Consider the following 21,771-nt stretch of genomic DNA (forward strand, 5'->3'; position numbering starts at 1 on the left):
AACACCAAACGGCGCGGGAAATCCTGCGCCGTTTGCACAAGATAAGACGCGATCTGGGTCTGGCCGGAAAATGGGTCATAATCGCGCGGGGGAAAACATGATAAAAGTGGACAACGTCGTAAAGGCGTTTGGCGGCTTTAAGGCCGTTGATGGCGCGAGCCTCACAATTGAACCGGGGTCCATCACCGGGCTGATCGGCCCAAACGGTGCGGGAAAAACCACGCTTTTCAATGTGATCGCGGGCGTTCTTAAACCGACATCTGGGACGGTGACGATGGCAGGTGAAGACATCACCGGCCTGCCCCCACATGAATTGTTTCACAAAGGATTGCTGCGCACATTTCAGATCGCGCATGAATTTGACAGCATGTCCTGCCGCGAAAATCTGATGATGGTGCCCGGTGGTCAAACCGGTGAAACCCTGTGGAACACCTGGTTTGGACGCAAACGCATCGCCAACGAAGAACGCGCATTGCGCGCCAAAGCCGACGAAGTGTTGGAGTTTCTGACGATTGAGCATCTGGCGGATCACAAGGCGGGATTGATCTCTGGCGGGCAGAAAAAGCTGTTGGAACTGGGCCGCACCATGATGGTTGACGCCAAAATCGTGTTTCTGGACGAAGTGGGCGCCGGGGTGAACCGCACTCTGTTGATGACCATTGGGGATGCGATCCTGCGTTTGAACCAAGAACGCAATTACACCTTTGTTGTGATCGAACATGACATGGATTTTATCGGCAAAATTTGTGACCCGGTCATCTGCATGGCCGAAGGCAAAGTGCTGGCCGAAGGCACCTTGGCGGAAATCAAAGCGAACGAACAGGTGATCGAAGCCTATCTGGGCACCGGCCTGAAAAACAAAGACAAAGGTGAGGCATGAGCAGCGAACCGTTTCTGATCGGCCAAAGCATGACCGGCGGCTATGGCAAAGGCCCTGATATTCTGCATGATTGCACCATTGCGGTGAATCCGGGCGAAATTGCCGTCATCGTTGGCCCAAATGGCGCCGGTAAATCCACCGCGATGAAATCTGTGTTTGGGATGTTGAACCTGCGGCAGGGCCACGTGCATCTGGATGGCGAAGACATCACCAAATTGTCGCCTCAGGACCGTGTCATCAAGGGCATGGGCTTTGTGCCGCAAGTGCGCAATATTTTCCCGTCAATGTCCGTCGAAGAGAACCTCGAAATGGGGGCGTTCATTCGCAAGGATGATTTCAAATCGACCATCGAACAGATTTATCATCTGTTTCCGATCCTGCGTGACAAACGCAATCAGGCGGCGGGCGAATTGTCCGGTGGGCAACGTCAACAGGTGGCTGTTGGTCGCGCGCTGATGACCCAGCCAAAGGTTTTGATGCTGGATGAACCCACTGCGGGCGTATCCCCGATTGTGATGGATGAGTTGTTTGATCGCATCATCGAAGTGGCCCGTACCGGCATTCCGATCCTGATGGTGGAACAAAACGCCCGTCAGGCGCTGGAAATCGCCGATCGCGGATATGTTCTGGTGCAGGGCGCCAATGCCTATTCCGGCACCGGCAAAGAGCTTCTGGCGGATCCAGAAGTTCGCAAATCATTCCTGGGGGGCTGAGAAATGTATCTGAACCCAATCAAAGCTGCGGCCGCCTTGATGGTTTTCGCTACGCCCGCGCTGGCCGATTATAGCTGTGCGTTTGACCGCGAATGTGTGGATGCGGATGCCTGTGCGGCCACCGATTTCACCGTTGACGTACAAAAAACCGCATCCATTCTGGGCACAGTGTTTGGCGATCTGATGATCATTGCCTCAAAGGGCGACGATAACTTGCACACCTATATCGCAGCTGGTGATGGTGCGGACTATCTGATGAGCGTGACGCCAAATGGCGCAATTTTCACCACCCATATAGCAGATGGCCCGATGTCCATTACCTATCTGGGCACCTGCCAAGGAGCGTTTTAATGGATTTCCTAAACGCATTGGTCGCTTTGACCCAATTTGTCATCATCCCGGCCACCACCTATGGGTCGCAGCTGGCGCTGGGTGCGCTGGGCGTGACGTTGATCTATGGGATTTTGCGGTTTTCGAACTTTGCACATGGTGACACGATGGCCTTTGGCACGATGTCGACGATCCTGTTTACGTGGTGGCTGCAATCCATGGGGGTCAGCTTTGGCCCGCTGCCAACGGCCCTGCTGGCCCTGCCCTTTGGCATCGCGGCGACATCGCTGTTTGTGATCGGCACGGACCGCGTTGTTTATAGATTTTTCCGCGCCCAAAAGGCCGCGCCGGTGGTGTTTGTCATCGCCGCTATGGGGGTGATGTTTGTCTATAACGGCGTGGTGCGGTTTATCATCGGTGTCGGCGATCAGAATTTCCTGGATGGCGAACGGTTCATCCTGCGCGCCCGTGATTTCAAAGAATGGTCCGGCCTGCGCGAAGGTTTGACCATCAAAACATCCCAAGGTCTGACCGTCATCACGGCAGTGATCGTCGTGGCGCTGTTGTTCTGGTTCCTCAACAAAACCCGCACCGGAAAATCCATGCGCGCATTTTCCGATAACGAAGATCTAGCGCTGCTATCAGGCATCAACCCTGAACGGGTGGTGATGGTCACGTGGATCATCGTCGCAGCCCTCGCCACCATTGCAGGCACGCTTTATGGCTTGGACAAAAGCTTTAAGCCATTCACCTATTTCCAACTGCTGCTGCCCATCTTTGCCGCGGCCATCGTGGGCGGGTTGGGCAATCCGCTGGGGGCCATTGCCGGTGGTTTCCTGATCGCCTTTGCTGAGGTGACAATCACCTATCCATTGAAAAAAGTGTTGGGCTATCTGATGCCCGAAAGCTTGGAACCGGACGGGTTGGTACAACTTTTGTCTACCGATTACAAATTCGCCGTCAGCTTTGTCATTTTGATCGCTGTCTTGCTCGTGAAACCCACGGGCCTGTTTAAGGGGCAATCCGTATGAGCCAGTCACTTCGCACACCGTTATTGTTTACCTTTGTTGCGTGTTTGATCATTGGAACCGGGTTTGTTCAGGGCTGGAATTCGGCCTTGTTGATCCTGAATATGGGGCTGATTTCCGCGATCATGGCGCTGGGCGTGAACCTGCAATGGGGGTTCGCCGGGCTGTTCAATGTCGGGGTTATGGGTTTTGTCGCTTTGGGTGGATTGGCCAATGTGCTGATCGCAATGCCCCCCACAACCGAAGCCTGGGCCGCAGGTGGGTTAAAGGTTTTCCTAGGCTTGGCCATTGGGATCGGCGCGATAATTGCTGCGGTGAAATCCCATGCGCGTCTGTCCGGGCACACCCGGATCTGGGCGATTGTTGCGATCTTGATCGTCGGGTTCTTTGCGTTTCGCGCGATGTTTGATGCAGGCGTTGCCGCCATCGAAGAGGTCAACCCAGCCGTCACAGGGTATCTGGGTGGGCTTGGCCTGCCGGTTCTGGTTGCTTGGCCTGTCGGGGGTCTGTTGGCCGCGGGTGCGGCTTGGGTGATCGGCAAAACCGCGCTGGGTCTGCGCAGTGATTATCTGGCAATTGCGACGCTGGGCATTGCGGAAATCATCGTTGCGATCCTGAAAAACGAAGTTTGGTTGGCGCGAGGCGTGCAAAACGTCTATGGCCTGCCGCGCCCCGTTCCTGATGCGATTGAGCTGCAAAACAATGCGGGTTTTGTCGAACGCGCTGCCGAATTTGGGCTCGATCCGATCACGGCATCGACGCTTTATATCAAAATGGGCTATTCGGTGTTGTTCACCATTGTTTTGGTGATCCTGCTGGTCATGGCGCAGAAATCGTTGAACTCGCCTTGGGGTCGCATGATGCGGGCCATCCGTGACAACGAAGACGCCGCCCGTGCCATGGGTAAAAACGTCACCAAACGCCATTTACAGATTTTCATCCTCGGCTCTGCCGTTTGTGGGATTGCCGGGGCGATGATGACCACGTTGGACGGTCAATTGCTGCCCGGCGCCTATCAGCCGCTGCGCTTTACCTTTTTGGTCTGGGTGATGGTGATTGTCGGCGGGTCCGGCAATAACTTTGGCTCGGTGCTGGGTGGGTTTCTGATCTGGTGGCTGTGGGTTCAGGTGGAACCCATTGGCGCAGGTTTGATGCAGGTGATCACCGCCGGCATGGCCGAAGATAGCGGATTGCGTCTGCACCTGCTGGACAGCGTGGCGCATATGCGGCTGCTGACCATGGGCATCATCCTGTTGCTGGTTCTACGGTTCAGCCCGCGCGGCTTGATCCCGGAAAAATAAACCTAGCATCCAGAAATTACAAAAAGGGCGGTCCAGATGGGCCGCCCTTTGTTGTTGATCGTTTAGATGCTTTACCCGGATACCGGATCAGAAGCTATAAGCAGCACGCAAGCTGATTGTGTCTACTTTAAACTCAAAGCTGTCATCGAAGTTGTCATTTTCGCCAATCAGGTATTCCGCGCCAACACGAATGCTGTCGGTGACTTGCATGTCTGCACCAACACCATAAATGGTAACGGAATCAGTCACATCATCACCGCTCACGCTGGCAACGCCCGCAAATGCATAGGGCAGAACTGTGCCCAGATCATAGCCAACGCGTGCTTTCAGAGATGTCGCATCAACATCCTCAGCGTCATCCGCTGAGTATCTGCCATAGGCCAGTTCACCACCAACAACAATGTTGCCCATGTCGTGCATGTAGCCTGCAAAACCACCAAATGAATTGACGTCGTCTTCTATGCCATTGCCTTCTGCATTTCCTGTACCGATTTCAGCACCGAGGTAAAAACCGGTCCAGTCAGTGGCGTCCTGTGCAACAGGAACAATCGGGGCGGCAGGTGTCGCAGGCGCAACAGGCGTGTCCAAACCGCCAGCAAGTGCAGCACCAGCGGAAAGTGCAAATACGGCTACGGATTTCGCGAAAAGATTAGTCATAGTAACGTCCTTAGAATTTCTGCCCAAACATGTGGGCCTGAGGCGCACATATTCCTAAACGATGCGACTTCAAGACTTGCGTAGGTGCAAATGTTAACATGGGGTGAATTGTAGTCTATTCGCCACAACCCGTCTGTCTGTGAATGATTTAGGGCGACCCAAATAGGCCGCCCTTTGTGCGATAAACCAGATGTTATCCTTGTGATTTAACCAATTTTCACAAGGGTTTGGGCCAGTCTAAAAAGTGTAAGACGCCCGCAAGGAAATCACCGTCGCATCCTCAGAATAATCCCCGCCTTCGGGCAGAGAGAAGTCACCGGATCCGCCATCAAAAATCGCGTCACGACTGAAAGACGGTGCATCCTCAGAACCATCGATCGACCCGGAAAAGGTGCTGACCCCATATTCCAAACCCAGACGTAACCGGTGATTTACAGCGAATTCGACGCCAATACCGCGGGATGTGATTTTGGCATCATCAATGTCATCATCGTTGATCTGCGCGGTCCCAACAAAGGCATAAGGCTGAACTAAGCCTGCATTATATCCGGCACGTAAACGCAAACCTGTCGTGTCAAATGTCGCCCCACCGTCGGAATCCTTGATCCGCCCCAGCTCAGCTTCGCCGCCCAGAATGAGACGGGTTTGACCAAGTTCATGACCATACCCCGCATAAATCCCCAGCGATGTAGAATTTGAATCGTTATCTGCTGACAATGCGCCATAAGACAGCCCCGCATAGGGCCCCGACCAATTCATGGGCACAGCTGTATGCCGTGCCATAATTTCCGGCTGGGCAGTTTCGGGTGCATCCAATCCCCCGGCCAATGTGGCAGACGCAGTTACAGAAAAAACAATGCAAATTGCAGACAATCGTATCATTTCAAAATCCTCTTCGTAAAAAACGCATTCTTAATATTATCAATTGGTCAAAAATCAACAAAAAACTATACGTAATCAGTCCCTTGGCGTGCTAAGAGTGCCACCACCCACCGCGGCCCCCACCCCTGTGGTTGACGGACAAGAGGTCGGTAAACCATTGACCACACGCACTGCCAAATAGGCAAAGGCTTGCGCCTCTAACATATCGCCATCCAGCCCGGCGGTTTCGATCGGGTCGACCGGCAATCCCAAACCAGCGCGCAACATATCCATCAAAGTGGTGTTTTTACGCCCGCCCCCGGTGACCAAAACGCGCGATGGCGGCGCCGGACACAGATCGATCCCCGACACTACTGACGCGGCGATACACGCGGTTAACGTGGCCGCTGCATCCGCGTCATTCAGGTCTTTGACCGCGTGGCTAAGATCGCCAAACGTATCGCGATCCAGCGATTTCGGCGCCATGCGATAAAAATACGGATCCGCTAAAAACGCCCCTAAAATCTCATCTGACACCTGCCCTGTCCGCGCCAAAGCCCCCTCTGCATCAAAGCTTTGGCCCAATCGATCCTGCATCAGATCATTAAGCGGCGCATTGGCTGGCCCTGTATCAAATGCCAGCAACGCACCCGGTTCCTCTGGTTTTTCAAATCTTGGATCGATCCAAGTGATGTTGCCAACCCCGCCCAGATTGAGCATCGCAAGCGGGGCATCTGCTTTGATATATTTCGCAAGCGCAAAGTGATAAAACGGTGCCAACGGCGCGCCTTCACCACCCAATTTTACATCCGCCGAACGAAAATCCCAAACCACTGGTTTTTGCAAAACGTCTGCCAGTATTTGGCCATCCCCAGCTTGATGCGTGCCTTTGTTTTTGGGGTCATGCGCCAGGGTCTGCCCGTGAAATCCGATAATTTCAGCCTCATCAAACGCTTGTAAGGCATCCGCATGCACGGTCTCAATCAGCTCGACCAACGCGTCACTGACCTGATCGGGCCATTGCCCCAGACCAGACCGCAACATCGCCCGTTCCGCGGCGCTATATTCACGATAGGCACTGGGGCCAAAGCCCGAAATGGTGACGCCATCGGTGGTAATTTGCGCCACATCGACCCCGTCCAACGATGTTCCCGACATCGCACCTACTGCTTGAACTGCTTGACCCTTCAACATCCGCTTTTCCTTGGCTTGTCTGTCGCCTATAGATGCCGGGCAAAGCAAACGGGGACAAGACAAATGACCTACCATCCCAAATCCGATTTTATGCGTGTCATGATCGAACGCGGCTTTTTGGCCGATTGCACGGATTATCAAGGCCTGGACGAGGCATTGAGCAAAGGTGTTGTTCCCGCTTATATCGGGTTTGATGCGACTGCGTCGTCGCTGCATGTGGGATCGTTGATCCAGATCATGATGCTGCGTTGGTTGCAAAAGACCGGACATAAACCGATTACGTTAATGGGCGGCGGCACAACCAAGGTCGGCGATCCGTCGTTCCGTGCGGATGAACGTCCACTGCTAACCCCCGAAAAAATCGACGAAAATATTGCCGGGATCAAACAGGTTTTTGCGGCGTATATTGATTACGACACGGATCAGCCCAATCAGGCGTTAATGTTGAACAACGCCGAATGGTTGGACAATCTAAACTATTTAGATTTCCTGCGCGACATCGGTCGGCATTTTTCGATCAACCGGATGTTATCCTTTGAAAGCGTCAAATCCCGCCTTGATCGTGAACAAAGCTTGTCCTTCCTTGAATTCAACTACATGATCTTGCAAGCCTATGATTTCCTTGAACTTAACCGTCGTTATGGCTGTGCCTTGCAAATGGGCGGATCGGATCAATGGGGCAATATCGTCAACGGGATCGACCTGACTCGCCGTGTGTTGGACAATGAAATCTACGGTCTGACTTCGCCATTGCTGACCACGTCTGACGGCAAAAAGATGGGGAAATCCCAATCCGGCGCGATCTGGCTCAACGGGGATTTGTTGTCTCCGTATGAATTCTGGCAATTCTGGCGCAACACGACGGATGCGGATGTTGGCCGGTTTTTGAAATTATACACCGAACTACCGATTGAAGAATGCGAACGCCTGGGCGCATTGGAAGGATCCGAAATCAACCAAGCCAAGGTTGTTTTGGCCAATGAAATCACAACACTACTCCACGGAGCTGATGCAGCAGCAGCCGCAGAAGCCACCGCACGTGAAGTGTTTGAAAAGGGCGGCGTTGGCGACGATTTGCCAACCCTGACTTTGTCCGCGGATGAGCTGGGCGACGGTATTTCTGTTGTGCAATTGATTGTAAAATCTGGACTGGCAGGATCAGGCAAAGAAGCCAAACGTTTGATCGCAGAAAACGGGGCTCGGATGAATGATGAACCACTGTCAGATGCGGGCCTGTTTTTGACACCGGACCAATTGGCGCAGCCGATCAAACTGTCTGCTGGTAAAAAACGGCATGCTTTGGTTCAGTTAGGCTAAACAGCGACGCGGGGTCCCCCCGCGCCCTAAAACAAGACGGCCCAGACCACCCCAATGATGGCCCCGCCCGGGATGGCGACGCAAATGGCGATCAATGCAGCCCCAAACGGTGTTAGTCGGGGCGTTGGCGCAGATTGACCATATACGGTCTGTGCTGGATCAGTTTTCATCGCCTCATTAACCCCACATTAGGTTTATGGGGTCTTAACAGAGCTATGGAAAACACTGCCTCTCTTGCTTTGCCGTTGCAGCAACATCCCATCTTTGGCCGCGCCTTAACCCTGATCGGCAGATCTGTGTTGCGCGTTTCATTGGGGGGAAATGCACATCAGATTGGGCGCGCACAGCTCATCGAACGGCCAATCCTATCTAAAACGATTTCACTGGCCTCTCGTGGCCCGGTTTGGCGACAATCCGTGACCCAAAACGATAAATTTGATGCCTATCGCACCCTAACCCAATCCGGGTTGCGGTTGGTAAATGCGGAATCCCCAGACGATCGGGCAGCATTGCGCAATTGCGGGTTTCGACAGGTGATCGAAAATGCACATTTAGCCGAAATCGATTTAAATCCCGACATCGACCTGCTGCGGGCGCAAATGAACGGCAAATGGCGCAATCAATTGGTTCGGGGTGAAAAACGCCTCACAGCGAAACACCTAAAACTGGAACATCGCGCATTTGAACCGGTGATGGATCGATGGTTGCTGGCAGAAGAACACAAACAAAGGCGCGCGCGGAAATATCGTGCCGTTGCCCCCGAATTCACGTTGGCATTGGCGGAAATCGATGCGGATCAACTGCGCATGTTTGTGTTAAAAAAACGAAATCAGCCATTGGCGGCGATGTTGTTTATCAAACACGGCGTCAGTGCGACCTATCACATCGGCTGGACCAGCCCAGAGGGACGCGAATTGCGCGCCCATCAGCTGCTGTTATGGCGAGCCATGCAGGACCTGAAATCATCCGGCATTCAAATTCTGGATTTGGGTCAGGTTGATACGGAAAACGCGCCTGGCCTTGCTCGATTTAAGCTCGGATCAGGTGCAAAGCTGCGTCAATTGGGCGGAACATGGATACGATTGTCACCTTTTCCAGCCTAATTTTGCATGTTTTTCTCAATACATAAGCCCCTCATCTGATTGGTGGTCCAAACCAGATTTGCATGTTATCTCTGCCTTAGTTTATCGCCGGAGAGACTGATGAATATCTTGCAAATTGCCTCGCTTTTAATTGTTTTGGCCGGTGTGTTCGGCGCAATCAATTACCTATTTCTAAAGCTGCCATCCGCGATCGGAATTTTGGTCGTCGCATTATTTGCGTCATTTTCAGTGCTGATCACCGATGCCATTTTCCCCGCATTAACGATCGCCGAACAGATCCGAGGTGAGGTTTTATCGGTCGATTTCTCTGATGCTCTGCTCGAAGGGATGTTGGGATTATTGTTATTTGCCGGTGCGTTACACGTTAAACTGTCGGATTTGCGCCGCGAATGGATGGTCGTTTTATTGATGGCAACGATGGGTGTTGGCCTGTCGACCGCGATTGTCGGATTTGGGTTTAGTTGGATTACCGGCATGCCGCTGATGATCGCGCTGGTGTTTGGATCGCTGATTTCCCCGACGGACCCGGTCGCTGTTTTAGGGGTTTTGCGTGAGGCGAATTTGCAAAAAAGCCTGGAGACCAAGATTGCCGGCGAAAGCCTGTTTAATGACGGTGTCGGCTATGTTGTATTTTTGGTGCTGGTTGGGCTGGCCTTTCCGCATGGGGATGCTCATCACGGCGCAACAGGAGACGAAAACGCTCTGTTGGGCGCGGCGATGCTGTTTATCCAAGAGGCCTTTGGCGGTGCGATCCTTGGATTGGTTTTGGGTTGGTTGACCTTTCGTGTCATGCGCCGCATCGACGATTATTCCCTCGAAGTTTTGATCACCTTGGGGCTGGCGTTGGGCGGCTATGTGCTGGCGGTAGAGCTGCATGTCTCTGCTCCGATTATGGCGGTCTGTGCTGGGCTGTTGATTGGCGATATCGGCACCAAATACGGCATGTCAGAAGAAACCCGTGATTATGTTGACGCCTTTTGGAAAATGATCGACGAAATTCTAAACGCCGTCCTGTTCCTGATGATCGGGTTTGAGGTGTTTGCCGTCGCATTCAACATTGAATTCTTATCCGCGGGTGTGATGGCGATTGGGCTTGCATTGACGGCACGTCTGGCCGCTGTGGCGGTCCCCGTTTTGATGCTAAAACCGTTTCGTGAATTCAGCCGCGGTGTGATCCCGATCATGACTTGGGGCGGCCTAAAGGGCGGGATTTCTGTCGCGTTGGCCCTGTCATTGCCAGACGGTGAATGGAAACCTTTGATCCTGACCGCCACCTACGTAGTTGTGATATTCTCGATCATCGTTCAGGGGCTAACTGTAGCGCAATTAGCAGGCCGTGTCGGCCGCGAACCAGAGCTGCGCACATGACACAATATCGCGTTTATGACGTTTTCACGGATCAGCCTTTTGGCGGAAACCAACTGGCGGTCATTCCCGATGCAACGGGATTGCCCGAACCGCAATTGCAACACATCGCGCGTGAATTCAATTTCTCTGAAACGACATTTGTGTATCCCCCAACAGACAACGCGCACACCGCCAAGGTTCGGATTTTTACCCCAACAATGGAGGTGCCTTTTGCCGGGCATCCAACCATAGGAACTGCGGTTGCCCTGGCCGATTTAGGATACGGGGGCGCGCAGATCCTGGAACTCGGCGTGGGACCAATCCGCGCACAGGTCGATGGCAATTCCGCATCCTTTGTCACGGATGTCCCACTGAGCATTTTGGCCAATCCGGATGTTGATCTGGTGGCGCGGGCATTGGGGATCGCGTCAGACAAAATCGTCGTCACCACCCACGCCCCAGTGCAGGCTGGTTTGGGGTTGGATTTTGTTTTCGTAGAACTGCAAAACAGCCAAGCATTGGCCGCCATACGCACCAGTACGGAAACGTTTACTGAAGGAAAACGCAAATTTCCGGCTGGATTGGATTTTGCGATCTTTGCGTATTGCCGCGAAAATACCGCCATACGCGCGCGTATGTTCGCCCCTTTGGACAATATCCCAGAGGATCCAGCGACCGGCAGCGCCAGTGCCGCACTGGCTGCATTGCTGCGACAAAAACTGCTCCTTACTCAGACTTTGGACATCCAGCAAGGCATCGAAATGGGCCGCCCGTCTATCATCAAAGCCACCGCCGACCTGTCGGGCAATGTTACAATTGCAGGCCAAGCCGTCTTGACAATGCAGGGTACATTGATGCTCTAGCCCCCGGAACCGGGACCGGTTAAGATGTTGTTCCATCGGGCGGAGTGAATTTATGGGAAAAACCATCCTTGAACGTTGCCAAGCAAAAGGGCTTAGGATGACGGGGCAGCGGCGCGTGATTGCCGCCGTGTTGCAAGAGGCCCATGATCACCCCGATGTTGAGGAACTTTATGCGCGCACAGCCAAGGTGGACCCGAACATTTCGCTCGCGACGATGTATCGTACTGTGAAATTGTTTGAGGAATCTGGCATTCTGGAAAAGCTGGATTTTGGCGATGGCCGCGCCCGGTATGAAACTGCGGATCGCGCCCATCACGATCATCTCATTGATATGGAAACCGGCAAGGTCATTGAATTTGTCGATCCCGAAATCGAGGCGCTTCAGGAAAAGATTGCCGCCAAACTTGGCTACCGATTAAAGGGGCATCGGTTGGAACTTTATGGTGTGCGTATTCCATCTGCGCAGGACGACACCTAGCCCAAAACCGGTACAATCCACAGGTACATTCGGCCGCTTTCCAAGCCCCCTGCAACCGGCTATGCCGTTTGAAGAGTTTTGAAAGGCGTTTCATGAACAATTTCCGCGGCAGCCTGTTGATGGTTGGATCGATGGCTGGGTTTGCCATCGAAGACATGTTCATTAAATTGCTGGCAGATCAAATGCCGGTTGGGCAAATTCTGATCCTGCTTGGGCTTGGTGGCGGTGCCATTTTCTGGGGCCTATTGGCACGCCAAGGCAAAGCCTTTTGGACCCGCGATTTGCTGCATCCAACGCTGATGCTTCGAAATGGGTTAGAAATGATCGGCACAATGGGGTTTGTGACGGCGCTGGCAACGATCCCATTGACCTCTGCCACCGCAATTTTGCAAGCCACGCCGTTGGTTGTGGTTTTGGCCGCAGCCCTGTTCCTAAAGGAAAAGGTCGGGCACAGACGCTGGAGCGCGGTGTTCATCGGGCTGTTTGGCATGTTGTTGATCGTGCAGCCGGGCCAAGATACCTTTGATCCGCAATATTTATATGCCGTCATCGGCGTTTTGGGATTGGCCGGGCGCGACGTGATCACACGGCGGGTGCCGACACATTTCCCGTCTCTGCAACTGGCGGGATCGGCGTTTTTTATGGTGGTGCCCGCCGGCGTTGTTTTGTTAATATTGTCGGATCAATCCATGCGCATGCCAGATCCAATGGGTGTTTTTCTGGTCGCCTGTGCCATTGTCACCGGCTTGATCGCCTATTTAACCATCGTGGTGGCGACCCGTATCGCAGAAGCCAGCGCCATCGCGCCTTTTCGTTATGCGCGTTTGGTGTTTGGGTTGTTGATCGGAGTCCTGATTTTTAGTGAGGAACCAGACATCTGGACCTATATCGGCGGCGCAATTATCGTTTCGTCAGGTTTGTACACGTTTGCGCGCGAATCTCGGCTTAAGCTTCGTCGCTAACATCCGTTCGGCCCCTTTTCAGGCTCAAACCGCTTGGATATAGCCTGACATAGATAATTCACTTTCGTTACGTCACGATATCCTGTATCCGGTGGCCGACCGAATTTTAGCGCTAACAGCGACCGGAAGGGCCTAAATATGAGCACCATCATCGATATTCACGCACGCGAAATCCTAGACAGCCGGGGCAACCCGACGGTTGAGGTCGATGTGACCCTCGAAGACGGCACAATGGGCCGTGCTGCGGTTCCATCTGGCGCGTCCACAGGCGCATATGAAGCGGTTGAAAAACGTGACGGTGACAAATCCCGCTACAAAGGCAAAGGCGTTTTGCAAGCCGTGTCAGCGGTAAACGATGAAATTGCGCAGGCGATTTTGGGCTTTGATGCGACCGAACAGGTCGCCATTGATGGCGCGATGATCGAATTGGACGGCACCGACAACAAAGCCCGCCTTGGCGCCAACGCCATTCTGGGCGTTTCGATGGCCGTCGCCAAAGCCGCCGCAGATTTTACCGCGCAACCATTGTTCCGCTACATCGGTGGCACATCTGCGCGCACCCTGCCCGTTCCCATGATGAACATCATCAATGGTGGTGAACACGCGGATAACCCGATCGACATCCAAGAATTCATGATCATGCCCGTTTCCGCAACTTCCATCGCCGAAGCTGTGCGCATGGGATCCGAAGTGTTTCACACCCTTAAAGGCGAATTGTCCGCCGCGGGCCTGTCAACTGGGATCGGCGACGAAGGTGGCTTTGCTCCGAACTTGAACTCCACCCGCGATGCGCTTGATTTTGTTCTGAAATCCATCGAAAAAGCTGGCTTTAAACCCGGCGACGACATCCACCTGGCGTTGGATTGTGCGGCAACCGAATATTACAAGGACGGCAAATATGTTCTGTCTGGCGAAGGCAAAACATTGTCGTCAGATGAAAACGTTGCCTATTTACAGGCGTTGGTGAACGACTATCCGATCATTTCCATCGAAGACGGCATGTCTGAAGACGATTGGGACGGTTGGAAAGCCTTGAACGACACAATTGGCGACAAAGTCCAGCTGGTTGGCGACGATCTGTTTGTGACCAATCCAGAACGTCTGGCCATGGGGATCGAACGCGGCAGCGCCAATTCAATGCTGGTCAAAGTGAACCAAATCGGCACATTGACCGAAACGTTGCAAGCCGTCGAAATGGCCCACCGCGCACGTATGACCAACGTCATGTCGCACCGGTCTGGTGAAACCGAAGATGCAACAATTGCCGATCTGGCTGTTGCAACCAATTGTGGTCAGATCAAAACCGGTTCTTTGGCCCGTTCTGACCGGTTGGCAAAGTATAACCAACTGATCCGTATCGAAGAAATGCTAGAAGAGACCGCGATTTATGCCGGTCGTTCGATCCTTCGGTAATGCTCAAAGACGGATTATATGACGTGCCAATGGGCATGTTGGCGTCGGTCGTCACGCATTTGGAAATGTGTGACAAACCGGCGGACCACTATGTGTCAGGTCGCACAGACCTGAAATTGGTACGTCATACATCCCCGTCATTGGATTGGTATCGCGCGTTGTTCAAAGAAATCGGCGCGCATTGGTTGTGGTCGTCTCGGCTAGAAATCGACTCTGTGGATCTGGAACAGATCATCACCAATCCTTTGGTTGAGATTTACACGATCCAGCTGAACGATGTGGACCTCGCCCTGCTTGAATTGGATTTTCGGGTCGATGGCGAATGTGAGTTGGGATTTTTCGGGCTCACCGGCAAACTGATTGGGACTGGTGCGGGACGTTGGCTGATGGCCAAAGCGATTGAGATCGCATTTTCCAAAGAAATCAATCGCTTCCATCTGCATACTTGCACGTTGGACAGCCCTCAGGCGTTAGAATTTTATCGCAAAGCTGGGTTTATCGCCACGCGTCGCGAAATTGAAATTGGCCCTGATCCGCGTGTTTCCGGGCATCTTCCCACAGACACGGCTCCGCATGTCCCGTTGATCAAATGACTGCGGATGACCTGATAGCGGCCCTATCACTGGAACCCCACCCCGAAGGTGGGTTTTATCGCCAAACTTGGGCGGGTGAGGAGGTTGAAGGTCGCCCCATAGGCACCTGTATTTATTTCCTTTTACGTGGATCAGAACGCAGTCATTGGCACATGGTCGATGCGGCTGAAATGTGGCTCTACCATGCCGGAGCGCCCCTGATTTTATCGACATCAAAAACAGAATCTGGCCCCGCACAACACGACCTACTTGGGCCGGATATTGCGGCTGGGCAATTGCCACAACGCCTGGTTCCACCACATTATTGGCAAGCGGCGCGCAGCACAGGGGATTACACCCTGGTCAGTTGCACCGTGACACCTGGCTTTCAGTTTGAGCACTTTAAGCTTGCGCCAGAAGGCTTTGATATCCCTTAACTTACTGTGCAAATTTCGGAATAAAAAAATGGGGGCCGTAGCCCCCATTTGAGTCTCGCCGTTCAGGCTCATTTATTGATTACCGCTCGGTTTTTGCCTGCGGCCTGAACGTCGTCGGGGCGAGCGCACTCGCCCCGTGTTCCGTTAGCTACACCCAGAGGTGCCGCCACAGGTATTACATTTCATGCAGGTGCCGTTGCGCACCAAAGTGTAATTGCCACATTCGCCACATGGATCCCCCTCATAGCCCTGCATTTTGGCCTTGTCGCGGGCCGAAATCGACGCCGTGCCAGTCGCCACAATTGAGGAAGTGCTGACAGATGTTGTGGTTGATGTGGTCACTTCTGGCACCAGTGTTTCCAATGTCGCCACCGGATCCTGCGTACCGTTCAGTGCAACCGCCCCGTTTTGACCGCCCTGCAGCACCACCAATTCCTGTGGCATGCGTTTGCGCAAATAACCGGTCGATGAAATTTGCTTCAACACTTCGAGGGGGCTCGCGCCGCGGCTGTCTGGCACTTCTGAGAAGTTCTGAACGCCTTCTTCTTCACCACGGCCCAGATCGTCAAACGACACGCCTTCTGGTTTGACATGCGCCAGATCGGTACGATCCAAGTAAGACACGGCCAATTCCCGGAAAATATAGTCCAAAATCGAGGTCGCGTTTTTGATCGAATCGTTGCCCTGAACCATGCCGGCCGGTTCAAATTTGGTGAATGTGAACGCATCAACGAACTCTTCGAGCGGAACGCCATATTGCAGGCCAACCGACACGGCGATCGCAAAGTTGTTCATCATGGCGCGGAAACCGGCGCCTTCTTTGTGCATATCAATAAAGATTTCGCCCAAAGACCCGTCGTCATATTCGCCGGTACGCAGATACACTTTGTGCCCGCCAACATTTGCCTTTTGGGTGTAACCCCGACGCCGTTGCGGCATCTTTTCACGCTCGGTTGACCGGATTTCTTTGACGATGATCTTTTCGACGATCTTTTCCGCCAGAACATGCGCTTTTTCCTGCGGTGTTCCGGTTTCCAGCACTTCTGCGGCTTCGTCATCATCCTCAACCAAGGCCGAGGCCAAAGGCTGAGACAATTTCGATCCATCCCGATAAAGCGCGTTGGCTTTGACACCCAAGGACCAGCTCAGCTCATAGGCTTTCTGGCAATCCTCGATTGTGGCCTCGTTTGGCATGTTGATGGTTTTTGAAATCGCACCAGAGATGAACGATTGTGCGGCGGCCATCATGGTGATGTGGCTGTCCACAGACAGGGACCGCTTACCTTTTTTGCCGCAAACATTCGCACAATCAAAGACGTGGTAATGTTTCGGATCCAGATGCGGCGCGCCTTCTAGGGTCATGGTGCCACAAACGTGGTCGTTGGCCGCATCGATGTCCTGCTTGCTGAACCCCAGATGACGCAGCAGGTCAAATGTTGGATCCATCAGCTTTTCTGTCGGGATTCCAAGGGTTTTGGTGCAGAACTCTTCGCCCAAGGTCCACTGGTTGAACACAAACCGGATGTCAAAGGCGCTTGGCAGGGCTTCTTCGATCTTGTCGATTTCCGCTTGGCCAAATCCGTGCCCGACCAAAGACGTGTGGTTGATCCCAGCCGCGTTGCCCAATGTGCCGTGGCCCACGGCAGACGATACGATTTCTTCGATTTGGGCGGACCCGTAGCCTAGTTTTTCCAGTGCTGCAGGCACAGATTGGTTGATGATTTTGAAATAACCACCCCCGGCAAGCTTCTTGAACTTTACCAGCGCAAAGTCAGGCTCGATCCCGGTTGTGTCGCAATCCATGACCAGACCGATGGTGCCGGTCGGGGCAATCACAGTGGTCTGAGAGTTGCGATATCCGTGCTTTTCGCCCAGATCCAGCGCTTCGTCCCAGCAGGACATGGCGATATCGATCAAACGGCTGTCGGGGCAATTGGCGTGATCCAGCGGCACGGGTTTGATGTCCAGACCATCATAGCCATCGGTTGCGCCATAGGCAGCATTGCGGTGGTTTTTGATGACGCGCAACATGTGGTCGCGGTTTGCTTCAAACCGATCGAACGCGCCAATTTCACCCGCAATTTCAGCCGAGGTCGCATAAGCCACGCCACACATGATCGCCGTCAGGGCGCCCCCCAATGCGCGACCTTCGACGCTGTCATATCCCAGCCCCATATTCATCAACAGACCGCCGATATTGGCGTAACCCAGCCCCAATGTGCGGTACTGATAGGACCGTTTCGCAATGGCGGGTGATGGGAATTGCGCCATCATCACCGAGATTTCCAATGTCACGGTCCACAGACGTGTGGCGTGCATGTAATCTTCGACGTTGAAATCGCCGTTTTCAAAGAATGTCAGCAAGTTCATCGAGGCAAGGTTACAAGCCGTGTCATCAAGGAACATGTATTCAGAACAAGGGTTTGAACCACGAATTTCACCATCAACCGGGCATGTATGCCATGCATTGACGGTGGAATGGAACTGAATGCCCGGATCAGCACAGGCCCAAGCGGCATGGCCAACTTTTTCCCACAAATCGCGGGCTTTGATGATTTTGCTGACTTCGCCATTGGTGCGGTTGATCAGCTTCCAATTCGCATCTGTTTCGACGGCTTTCAGGAATTCATCTGTGACGCGGATAGAGTTGTTTGAGTTTTGCCCAGACACGGATGAATAAGCATCGCTATCCCAGTCGGTGTCATATGTCGGGAATTCGATGCTGGTATAGCCCTGACGCGCATAATCCAGAACCCGTTTGATATAAGTCTCTGGGATTGCGACCTTTTTGGCGGCGCGCAACGCCTGTTTCAGTGTGTCGTTTTTGGCGGGATCATAGGCATCTTCTTCTTTGCCGTCCCAGGCTTTCAGCGCTTCAAAAACAAGGTTCAGTTTTTCTTCGTGCATCTTGGAACCGGCCACAATCGAGGCAACCTTTTGCTCTTCGACGACCTTCCAGTTGATAAATTCTTCGATATCTGGGTGATCCGCATCGACGATCACCATTTTCGCGGCGCGACGGGTGGTGCCGCCCGATTTGATCGAACCGGCAGCCCGGTCACCGATTTTCAAAAACCCCATCAGGCCAGATGATTTGCCACCGCCGGACAGACCTTCGCCATCTGCACGCAGGGATGAAAAGTTGGTGCCTGTGCCGGAACCATATTTAAACAAACGTGCCTCACGGACCCACAGATCCATGATGCCCCCGTCATTTACCAGATCATCGCTGACCGATTGAATGAAACAGGCATGCGGCTGGGGATGTTCATAGGCAGATTTCGAAGCGACCAGCTCTTTGGTGAACGGATCGACATAATGGTGACCTTGGGATGGACCATCGATGCCATAGGCCCAGTGTAGGCCGGTGTTAAACCATTGCGGGCTGTTTGGGGCGGCACGCTGGGTCGCCAGCATGTTGCGCATTTCGTCGTAATAGGCCTGCGCGTCTTCTTCGGTGCTGAAATAGCCACCTTTCCAACCCCAATAGGCCCAGGCCCCCGCCAGACGGTTAAACACCTGACGCGCCGAGATTTCGCCGCCCATGGTGGCGCCTTTGGCAGGTTTGCTGCGCCACAGGAATTCAGGAACGCCGTCTTCTTTGATCTTTTCCAACTTGCTTGGGACACCGGCGCGGCGGAAATATTTCTGCGCTATTACATCGCTGGCAACTTGGCTCCAGGCTGCGGGCACGTCGCAATCATCCAATTTGAACACAATCGACCCATCCGGGTTGCGAATCTCAGATCGCGTTTTGCGAAATTCGACATCTGCGTATGCGTCTTGTCCAGCTTTGGTGAATTTGCGTTCGATTTTCATCGTCGTGCCCCTGTCATCCTGACTTATCGTCAGGTTTGCCGCTATGTCTTTGCCCAAGCAAAGGTCCCTAACGCCGACATCAAAAACACGCATATGATACGTTCACAAAGAAACACGGGGTCAAAACGTCCCTGTCCTCAGAACACGCGTTCTGGGGTCACTCACACTATGATTAAAGACTTCGCTGTCTGTCCCGTGCCAATCCGTAACACAATATGTAGTGTTGTCCCCGTCGGCCCGCACAAATTGCGCAACTATCCCTTGGGGGTCAACGAATTTTTTACCCTATATGAGCCAATAATAGAGTTGACGCGTTTCACAAACAGGTCCTCCACCGATTCCTCCACAGAGGCATTCACAGAGTGTTAACATCTCAGACCACATCTCATTAATCCGGGCTCAAAAACGAAATAATCTGTAAACGGGGCGGCTTAGCCGCAACTCTTGAGGGACAGGTTTAACCAAATTTGAGAGAATCATCCCGGTTGAAGGTTCTTGCTTTTCCTCGCCTCCAGACTGTGTCAGCTTTGTTTCAAAATTTTTTGGAGGTTCCCTTGCGTTTTTTCGTTCTTGCCCTTGGTCTGGCCGTTTCCGGCTGTGTAGATGTGGCAACCAGCCCAGTCGAAGTGGCCGCTTCGGTCCAAGCGGGCGCCCCACAGGCCCATTATGAAACCTTTCCGGCCGCATTATTCGCCGGCATGAGCTATTCTTGTAGTGAACCCGGTCAAACATTGGTCCGCCCAAATGCAAATGAAATTCGCTGCGAAAGCTACCTGGAGCCGGATGCAACGGCCGGGGCGATCCTGGAATTTAATGGCACGGTGGACAATTTGCCGAAATTTGTGCTGTCGCTGATCTCTCAGCCGGCCAGCTCTGGCTATGTTGTTACCGCGGACACGTATTTGCGGGTGCCAAATCCAAACGGCCAAGTTGCCAAGGTGCGATTCGAAGATCGCGAGGTCACTCAGGACCTACACGAGCTGTTTGAATTGACCGGTGGTCGTCCATTGTAAATGACATTGCAGATCAGGGGCCTAAGGAATGACTTGGGCCACTGACCAAGTGACAAAGACCAAGCGACAAATGCCAAAAATATATGGGGCTGATAGGTACCTAGGTAAAAATCAAAGCCTGAAACAAAAGAAGCGCCCCAAGGGGCGCTTTCTTCTTTCCGGTCTGTAACCCGAGTGGGCTAAATCCGGTTAAATGGTCGGGGCGGAGAGATTCGAACTCCCGACCCTCTGTTCCCAAAACAGATGCGCTACCAGGCTGCGCTACGCCCCGAAACCATGAGGGGGTCATAAGGGGTACAAACGGGTTTGAAAAGCAGAAATTTACATTTCTGTGCAGGAATCTTCATCTAAGGTTTTTACGGATGGATGATGCAGGCGATCCCCAACCGAAATACCAAGCCGAGATGACATTCCTCCATTGATTTCAAGCACGTATTGCACGTCCCTGCCCCCATCAATGACCGTATCATCCAGCGGAATGGCGTTGTTGTGAATATGTGTGACGCGTCCAGATGCATCGGCAAATATCATATCAAGTGGAATCAGCGTATTGCGCATCCAGAACGTGGCATGGCGCGGTGCATCATAGACGAACAACATGCCCGACATGGTCGGCATATGGTCCACATGCATCAATCCTTGGGAACGTTCCTGATCGTCATCGGCCAAATCAATGGCAAAACGGGCCCGGCCAAACGCGCCGCGCACCGTTACATGTTCAATATCGCAAACCGGCAAAGCCTGCGCCGGATTGGGGGGCGATTCTTGTGCTGTTGAAAATTGCGCCAGAACACTTAGTCCCACACTCAAAACAACAGCCCGCATCGTCACTCCTCGCTTAACTCTCTTGCAGCCATGTCCCATGACAGGATTTCGGTCGCCATACGTCCCCGGCGGCCTTCGACCACCCGCAATCCAACGGCTTCGCCCGGTTGCAGATCCGCAAGCCCGGACCGGCGCAACACTTCGATATGGATAAACACATCCGCATCAAAGCCAAAGATATTTGCAAACCCAAAACCCTTGGCCTTATCGAACCATTTGACCCGAGCGGGTTCAAGGGGGGCATTGGCCAATTCTTCGGGGTCAAACGCCTCAAAGTCCGAAAGCCCGGCCGTCGGTGGTGTTGACGGCGGTGTGATCGCATAGACTTCGATGGCTTGCATGCCGCGATCCGTTTGCTGGACCAGCAATTCAATCTCTGATCCGTCAGCGACAGAACTTTGACCAAAATTGCGCAGCACGTTCGCGTGCAACAAAATGTCAGGTCCACCGTCGCTGGCTACGACAAAACCAAACCCTTTTGCAGGATCGAACCATTTGACCTGCCCAAGGATGGCATGCCCCTCATCTTCTTCATGTAATACTTCGTTCATTTTTCCCCTACACCGAGTGTCCCCATACACCAAGTGGTCTTTGCGCTGTGGACCTACCGAAAATCGGATTTTTTCCAATAATACAAGCCCTGTCATTCACGAAGCGT

Annotated in this window: 22 protein-coding genes and 1 tRNA gene; 15 read left to right on the top strand and 8 right to left on the bottom strand. The window is 53.1% G+C overall.

All coding sequences use genetic code 11. From position 1 onward, the window contains the following. Positions 1 to 97 precede the first annotated feature (97 nt). The 5 genes from AB1F12_RS08965 to AB1F12_RS08985 are packed head-to-tail and all read left to right on the top strand — an operon-like array spanning position 98 to position 4,252. Complete coding sequence (locus AB1F12_RS08965; RefSeq protein WP_368183599.1) at positions 98 to 880, top strand: ABC transporter ATP-binding protein; 783 nt, start codon at positions 98 to 100, stop codon at positions 878 to 880. Then, positions 877 to 1,593, top strand: coding sequence for an ABC transporter ATP-binding protein (locus tag AB1F12_RS08970; protein ID WP_368183600.1), 717 nt, complete (start codon positions 877 to 879; stop codon positions 1,591 to 1,593). The genes AB1F12_RS08965 and AB1F12_RS08970 overlap by 4 nt, the downstream gene beginning before the upstream one ends. A 3-nt stretch (positions 1,594 to 1,596) precedes the next feature. Continuing rightward, on the top strand, positions 1,597 to 1,944 hold the full coding sequence (locus AB1F12_RS08975) for a hypothetical protein (protein WP_368183601.1): 348 nt from the start codon (positions 1,597 to 1,599) through the stop codon (positions 1,942 to 1,944). Next, positions 1,944 to 2,954 (top strand): branched-chain amino acid ABC transporter permease, encoded by a 1,011-nt coding sequence (locus AB1F12_RS08980; protein ID WP_368183603.1) that lies wholly within the window; start codon positions 1,944 to 1,946, stop codon positions 2,952 to 2,954. The genes AB1F12_RS08975 and AB1F12_RS08980 overlap by 1 nt, the downstream gene beginning before the upstream one ends. Next, positions 2,951 to 4,252 (top strand): branched-chain amino acid ABC transporter permease, encoded by a 1,302-nt coding sequence (locus AB1F12_RS08985; RefSeq protein WP_368183606.1) that lies wholly within the window; start codon positions 2,951 to 2,953, stop codon positions 4,250 to 4,252. Before AB1F12_RS08980 ends, AB1F12_RS08985 begins: the two co-directional genes overlap by 4 nt. 87 nt (positions 4,253 to 4,339) lie before the next feature. Here the strand turns inward: AB1F12_RS08985 and AB1F12_RS08990 are convergent, their stop codons facing one another. The 3 genes from AB1F12_RS08990 to AB1F12_RS09000 all read right to left on the bottom strand — a co-directional run bounded on the left by AB1F12_RS08990 (position 4,340) and on the right by AB1F12_RS09000 (position 6,964). After that, positions 4,340 to 4,909 (bottom strand): outer membrane protein, encoded by a 570-nt coding sequence (locus AB1F12_RS08990; RefSeq protein ID WP_368183607.1) that lies wholly within the window; start codon positions 4,907 to 4,909, stop codon positions 4,340 to 4,342. Positions 4,910 to 5,146: 237 nt separating this feature from the next. Beyond that, entirely contained in the window at positions 5,147 to 5,791 is a 645-nt protein-coding gene (locus AB1F12_RS08995) for an outer membrane beta-barrel protein (protein ID WP_368183608.1), read from the bottom strand. 75 nt (positions 5,792 to 5,866) lie between these two features. Further along, positions 5,867 to 6,964 carry an anhydro-N-acetylmuramic acid kinase gene (locus AB1F12_RS09000; protein WP_368183610.1) on the bottom strand — a complete coding sequence of 366 codons (1,098 nt, stop codon included), beginning with the start codon at positions 6,962 to 6,964 and terminating at the stop codon, positions 5,867 to 5,869. A 63-nt stretch (positions 6,965 to 7,027) separates the two neighbouring features. On the opposite strand from AB1F12_RS09000, the gene tyrS reads away from it, so the two are divergent. Beyond that, positions 7,028 to 8,281: a tyrosine--tRNA ligase gene (gene tyrS, locus AB1F12_RS09005; protein WP_368183612.1), complete on the top strand. Its 1,254-nt coding sequence runs from the start codon at positions 7,028 to 7,030 to the stop codon at positions 8,279 to 8,281. A gap of 26 nt (positions 8,282 to 8,307) precedes the next feature. Here tyrS and AB1F12_RS09010 read toward each other — a convergent pair whose 3' ends face one another. Next, positions 8,308 to 8,451, bottom strand: coding sequence for a hypothetical protein (locus AB1F12_RS09010; RefSeq protein WP_368183613.1), 144 nt, complete (start codon positions 8,449 to 8,451; stop codon positions 8,308 to 8,310). Between the two features lie 45 nt (positions 8,452 to 8,496). Here AB1F12_RS09010 and AB1F12_RS09015 point away from each other — a divergent pair, with 45 nt between their 5' ends. The 8 genes from AB1F12_RS09015 to AB1F12_RS09050 all read left to right on the top strand — a co-directional run bounded on the left by AB1F12_RS09015 (position 8,497) and on the right by AB1F12_RS09050 (position 15,456). After that, positions 8,497 to 9,384, top strand: a complete 888-nt coding sequence (locus tag AB1F12_RS09015) for a GNAT family N-acetyltransferase (RefSeq protein WP_368183615.1) — start codon at positions 8,497 to 8,499, stop codon at positions 9,382 to 9,384. 99 nt (positions 9,385 to 9,483) lie between these two features. Further along, positions 9,484 to 10,752 carry a cation:proton antiporter gene (locus tag AB1F12_RS09020; protein WP_368183617.1) on the top strand — a complete coding sequence of 423 codons (1,269 nt, stop codon included), beginning with the start codon at positions 9,484 to 9,486 and terminating at the stop codon, positions 10,750 to 10,752. Further along, on the top strand, positions 10,749 to 11,594 hold the full coding sequence (locus AB1F12_RS09025; protein WP_368183620.1) for a PhzF family phenazine biosynthesis protein: 846 nt from the start codon (positions 10,749 to 10,751) through the stop codon (positions 11,592 to 11,594). The genes AB1F12_RS09020 and AB1F12_RS09025 overlap by 4 nt, the downstream gene beginning before the upstream one ends. A 52-nt stretch (positions 11,595 to 11,646) precedes the next feature. Then, entirely contained in the window at positions 11,647 to 12,072 is a 426-nt protein-coding gene (locus AB1F12_RS09030; RefSeq protein ID WP_368183622.1) for a Fur family transcriptional regulator, read from the top strand. Between the two features lie 92 nt (positions 12,073 to 12,164). Then, on the top strand, positions 12,165 to 13,034 hold the full coding sequence (locus AB1F12_RS09035) for a DMT family transporter (RefSeq protein WP_368183624.1): 870 nt from the start codon (positions 12,165 to 12,167) through the stop codon (positions 13,032 to 13,034). A gap of 138 nt (positions 13,035 to 13,172) precedes the next feature. After that, positions 13,173 to 14,447 carry a phosphopyruvate hydratase gene (gene eno / locus AB1F12_RS09040; RefSeq protein WP_368183625.1) on the top strand — a complete coding sequence of 425 codons (1,275 nt, stop codon included), beginning with the start codon at positions 13,173 to 13,175 and terminating at the stop codon, positions 14,445 to 14,447. After that, a complete protein-coding gene (locus AB1F12_RS09045) occupies positions 14,447 to 15,040 on the top strand; it encodes a GNAT family N-acetyltransferase (RefSeq protein ID WP_368183628.1) in 594 nt (197 codons plus the stop codon). The genes eno and AB1F12_RS09045 overlap by 1 nt, the downstream gene beginning before the upstream one ends. Next, positions 15,037 to 15,456 carry a cupin domain-containing protein gene (locus tag AB1F12_RS09050; protein WP_368183629.1) on the top strand — a complete coding sequence of 140 codons (420 nt, stop codon included), beginning with the start codon at positions 15,037 to 15,039 and terminating at the stop codon, positions 15,454 to 15,456. The genes AB1F12_RS09045 and AB1F12_RS09050 overlap by 4 nt, the downstream gene beginning before the upstream one ends. Positions 15,457 to 15,600: 144 nt before the next feature. Here AB1F12_RS09050 and AB1F12_RS09055 read toward each other — a convergent pair whose 3' ends face one another. After that, entirely contained in the window at positions 15,601 to 19,275 is a 3,675-nt protein-coding gene (locus AB1F12_RS09055; protein ID WP_368183632.1) for a vitamin B12-dependent ribonucleotide reductase, read from the bottom strand. Positions 19,276 to 19,829: 554 nt separating this feature from the next. Between AB1F12_RS09055 and AB1F12_RS09060 the strand changes: the two genes are divergently transcribed. Next, positions 19,830 to 20,288, top strand: coding sequence for a hypothetical protein (locus AB1F12_RS09060; RefSeq protein ID WP_368183633.1), 459 nt, complete (start codon positions 19,830 to 19,832; stop codon positions 20,286 to 20,288). Between the two features lie 194 nt (positions 20,289 to 20,482). On the opposite strand, the gene AB1F12_RS09065 is transcribed toward AB1F12_RS09060, so the two are convergent. The 3 genes from AB1F12_RS09065 to AB1F12_RS09075 all read right to left on the bottom strand — a co-directional run bounded on the left by AB1F12_RS09065 (position 20,483) and on the right by AB1F12_RS09075 (position 21,664). Next, positions 20,483 to 20,559 (bottom strand) — tRNA-Pro (locus tag AB1F12_RS09065). Positions 20,560 to 20,609: 50 nt separating this feature from the next. Next, the gene (locus AB1F12_RS09070; protein ID WP_368183634.1) at positions 20,610 to 21,113 is read right to left on the bottom strand and encodes a DUF192 domain-containing protein; all 504 of its coding nucleotides are present in this window, start codon (positions 21,111 to 21,113) and stop codon (positions 20,610 to 20,612) included. A 2-nt stretch (positions 21,114 to 21,115) separates the two neighbouring features. Beyond that, positions 21,116 to 21,664, bottom strand: coding sequence for a cold-shock protein (locus tag AB1F12_RS09075; RefSeq protein WP_368183635.1), 549 nt, complete (start codon positions 21,662 to 21,664; stop codon positions 21,116 to 21,118). Positions 21,665 to 21,771 lie beyond the last annotated feature (107 nt).

Origin of the sequence: Aestuariibius sp. HNIBRBA575 (assembly GCF_040932005.1) — a bacterium.
Classification (GTDB): Bacteria; Pseudomonadota; Alphaproteobacteria; order Rhodobacterales; family Rhodobacteraceae; genus CANLNM01.

Bases quoted from the DNA above. Each gene is read 5' to 3' on its own strand.
- tyrS (WP_368183612.1), top strand. From the start codon at position 7,028: ATGACCTACCATCCCAAATCCGATTTTATGCGTGTCATGATCGAACGC.
- AB1F12_RS09055 (WP_368183632.1), bottom strand. From the start codon at position 19,275: ATGAAAATCGAACGCAAATTCACCAAAGCTGGACAAGACGCATACGCA.
- AB1F12_RS08980 (WP_368183603.1), top strand. From the start codon at position 1,944: ATGGATTTCCTAAACGCATTGGTCGCTTTGACCCAATTTGTCATCATC.
- AB1F12_RS09010 (WP_368183613.1), bottom strand. From the start codon at position 8,451: ATGAAAACTGATCCAGCACAGACCGTATATGGTCAATCTGCGCCAACG.
- AB1F12_RS09025 (WP_368183620.1), top strand. From the start codon at position 10,749: ATGACACAATATCGCGTTTATGACGTTTTCACGGATCAGCCTTTTGGC.
- AB1F12_RS08965 (WP_368183599.1), top strand. From the start codon at position 98: ATGATAAAAGTGGACAACGTCGTAAAGGCGTTTGGCGGCTTTAAGGCC.
- AB1F12_RS08975 (WP_368183601.1), top strand. From the start codon at position 1,597: ATGTATCTGAACCCAATCAAAGCTGCGGCCGCCTTGATGGTTTTCGCT.
- AB1F12_RS09045 (WP_368183628.1), top strand. From the start codon at position 14,447: ATGCTCAAAGACGGATTATATGACGTGCCAATGGGCATGTTGGCGTCG.
- AB1F12_RS09075 (WP_368183635.1), bottom strand. From the start codon at position 21,664: ATGAACGAAGTATTACATGAAGAAGATGAGGGGCATGCCATCCTTGGG.
- AB1F12_RS08985 (WP_368183606.1), top strand. From the start codon at position 2,951: ATGAGCCAGTCACTTCGCACACCGTTATTGTTTACCTTTGTTGCGTGT.
- AB1F12_RS09015 (WP_368183615.1), top strand. From the start codon at position 8,497: ATGGAAAACACTGCCTCTCTTGCTTTGCCGTTGCAGCAACATCCCATC.
- AB1F12_RS09000 (WP_368183610.1), bottom strand. From the start codon at position 6,964: ATGTTGAAGGGTCAAGCAGTTCAAGCAGTAGGTGCGATGTCGGGAACA.
- AB1F12_RS08995 (WP_368183608.1), bottom strand. From the start codon at position 5,791: ATGATACGATTGTCTGCAATTTGCATTGTTTTTTCTGTAACTGCGTCT.
- AB1F12_RS09070 (WP_368183634.1), bottom strand. From the start codon at position 21,113: ATGCGGGCTGTTGTTTTGAGTGTGGGACTAAGTGTTCTGGCGCAATTT.
- AB1F12_RS09020 (WP_368183617.1), top strand. From the start codon at position 9,484: ATGAATATCTTGCAAATTGCCTCGCTTTTAATTGTTTTGGCCGGTGTG.
- AB1F12_RS09050 (WP_368183629.1), top strand. From the start codon at position 15,037: ATGACTGCGGATGACCTGATAGCGGCCCTATCACTGGAACCCCACCCC.
- AB1F12_RS08990 (WP_368183607.1), bottom strand. From the start codon at position 4,909: ATGACTAATCTTTTCGCGAAATCCGTAGCCGTATTTGCACTTTCCGCT.
- AB1F12_RS09030 (WP_368183622.1), top strand. From the start codon at position 11,647: ATGGGAAAAACCATCCTTGAACGTTGCCAAGCAAAAGGGCTTAGGATG.
- AB1F12_RS09035 (WP_368183624.1), top strand. From the start codon at position 12,165: ATGAACAATTTCCGCGGCAGCCTGTTGATGGTTGGATCGATGGCTGGG.
- eno (WP_368183625.1), top strand. From the start codon at position 13,173: ATGAGCACCATCATCGATATTCACGCACGCGAAATCCTAGACAGCCGG.
- AB1F12_RS08970 (WP_368183600.1), top strand. From the start codon at position 877: ATGAGCAGCGAACCGTTTCTGATCGGCCAAAGCATGACCGGCGGCTAT.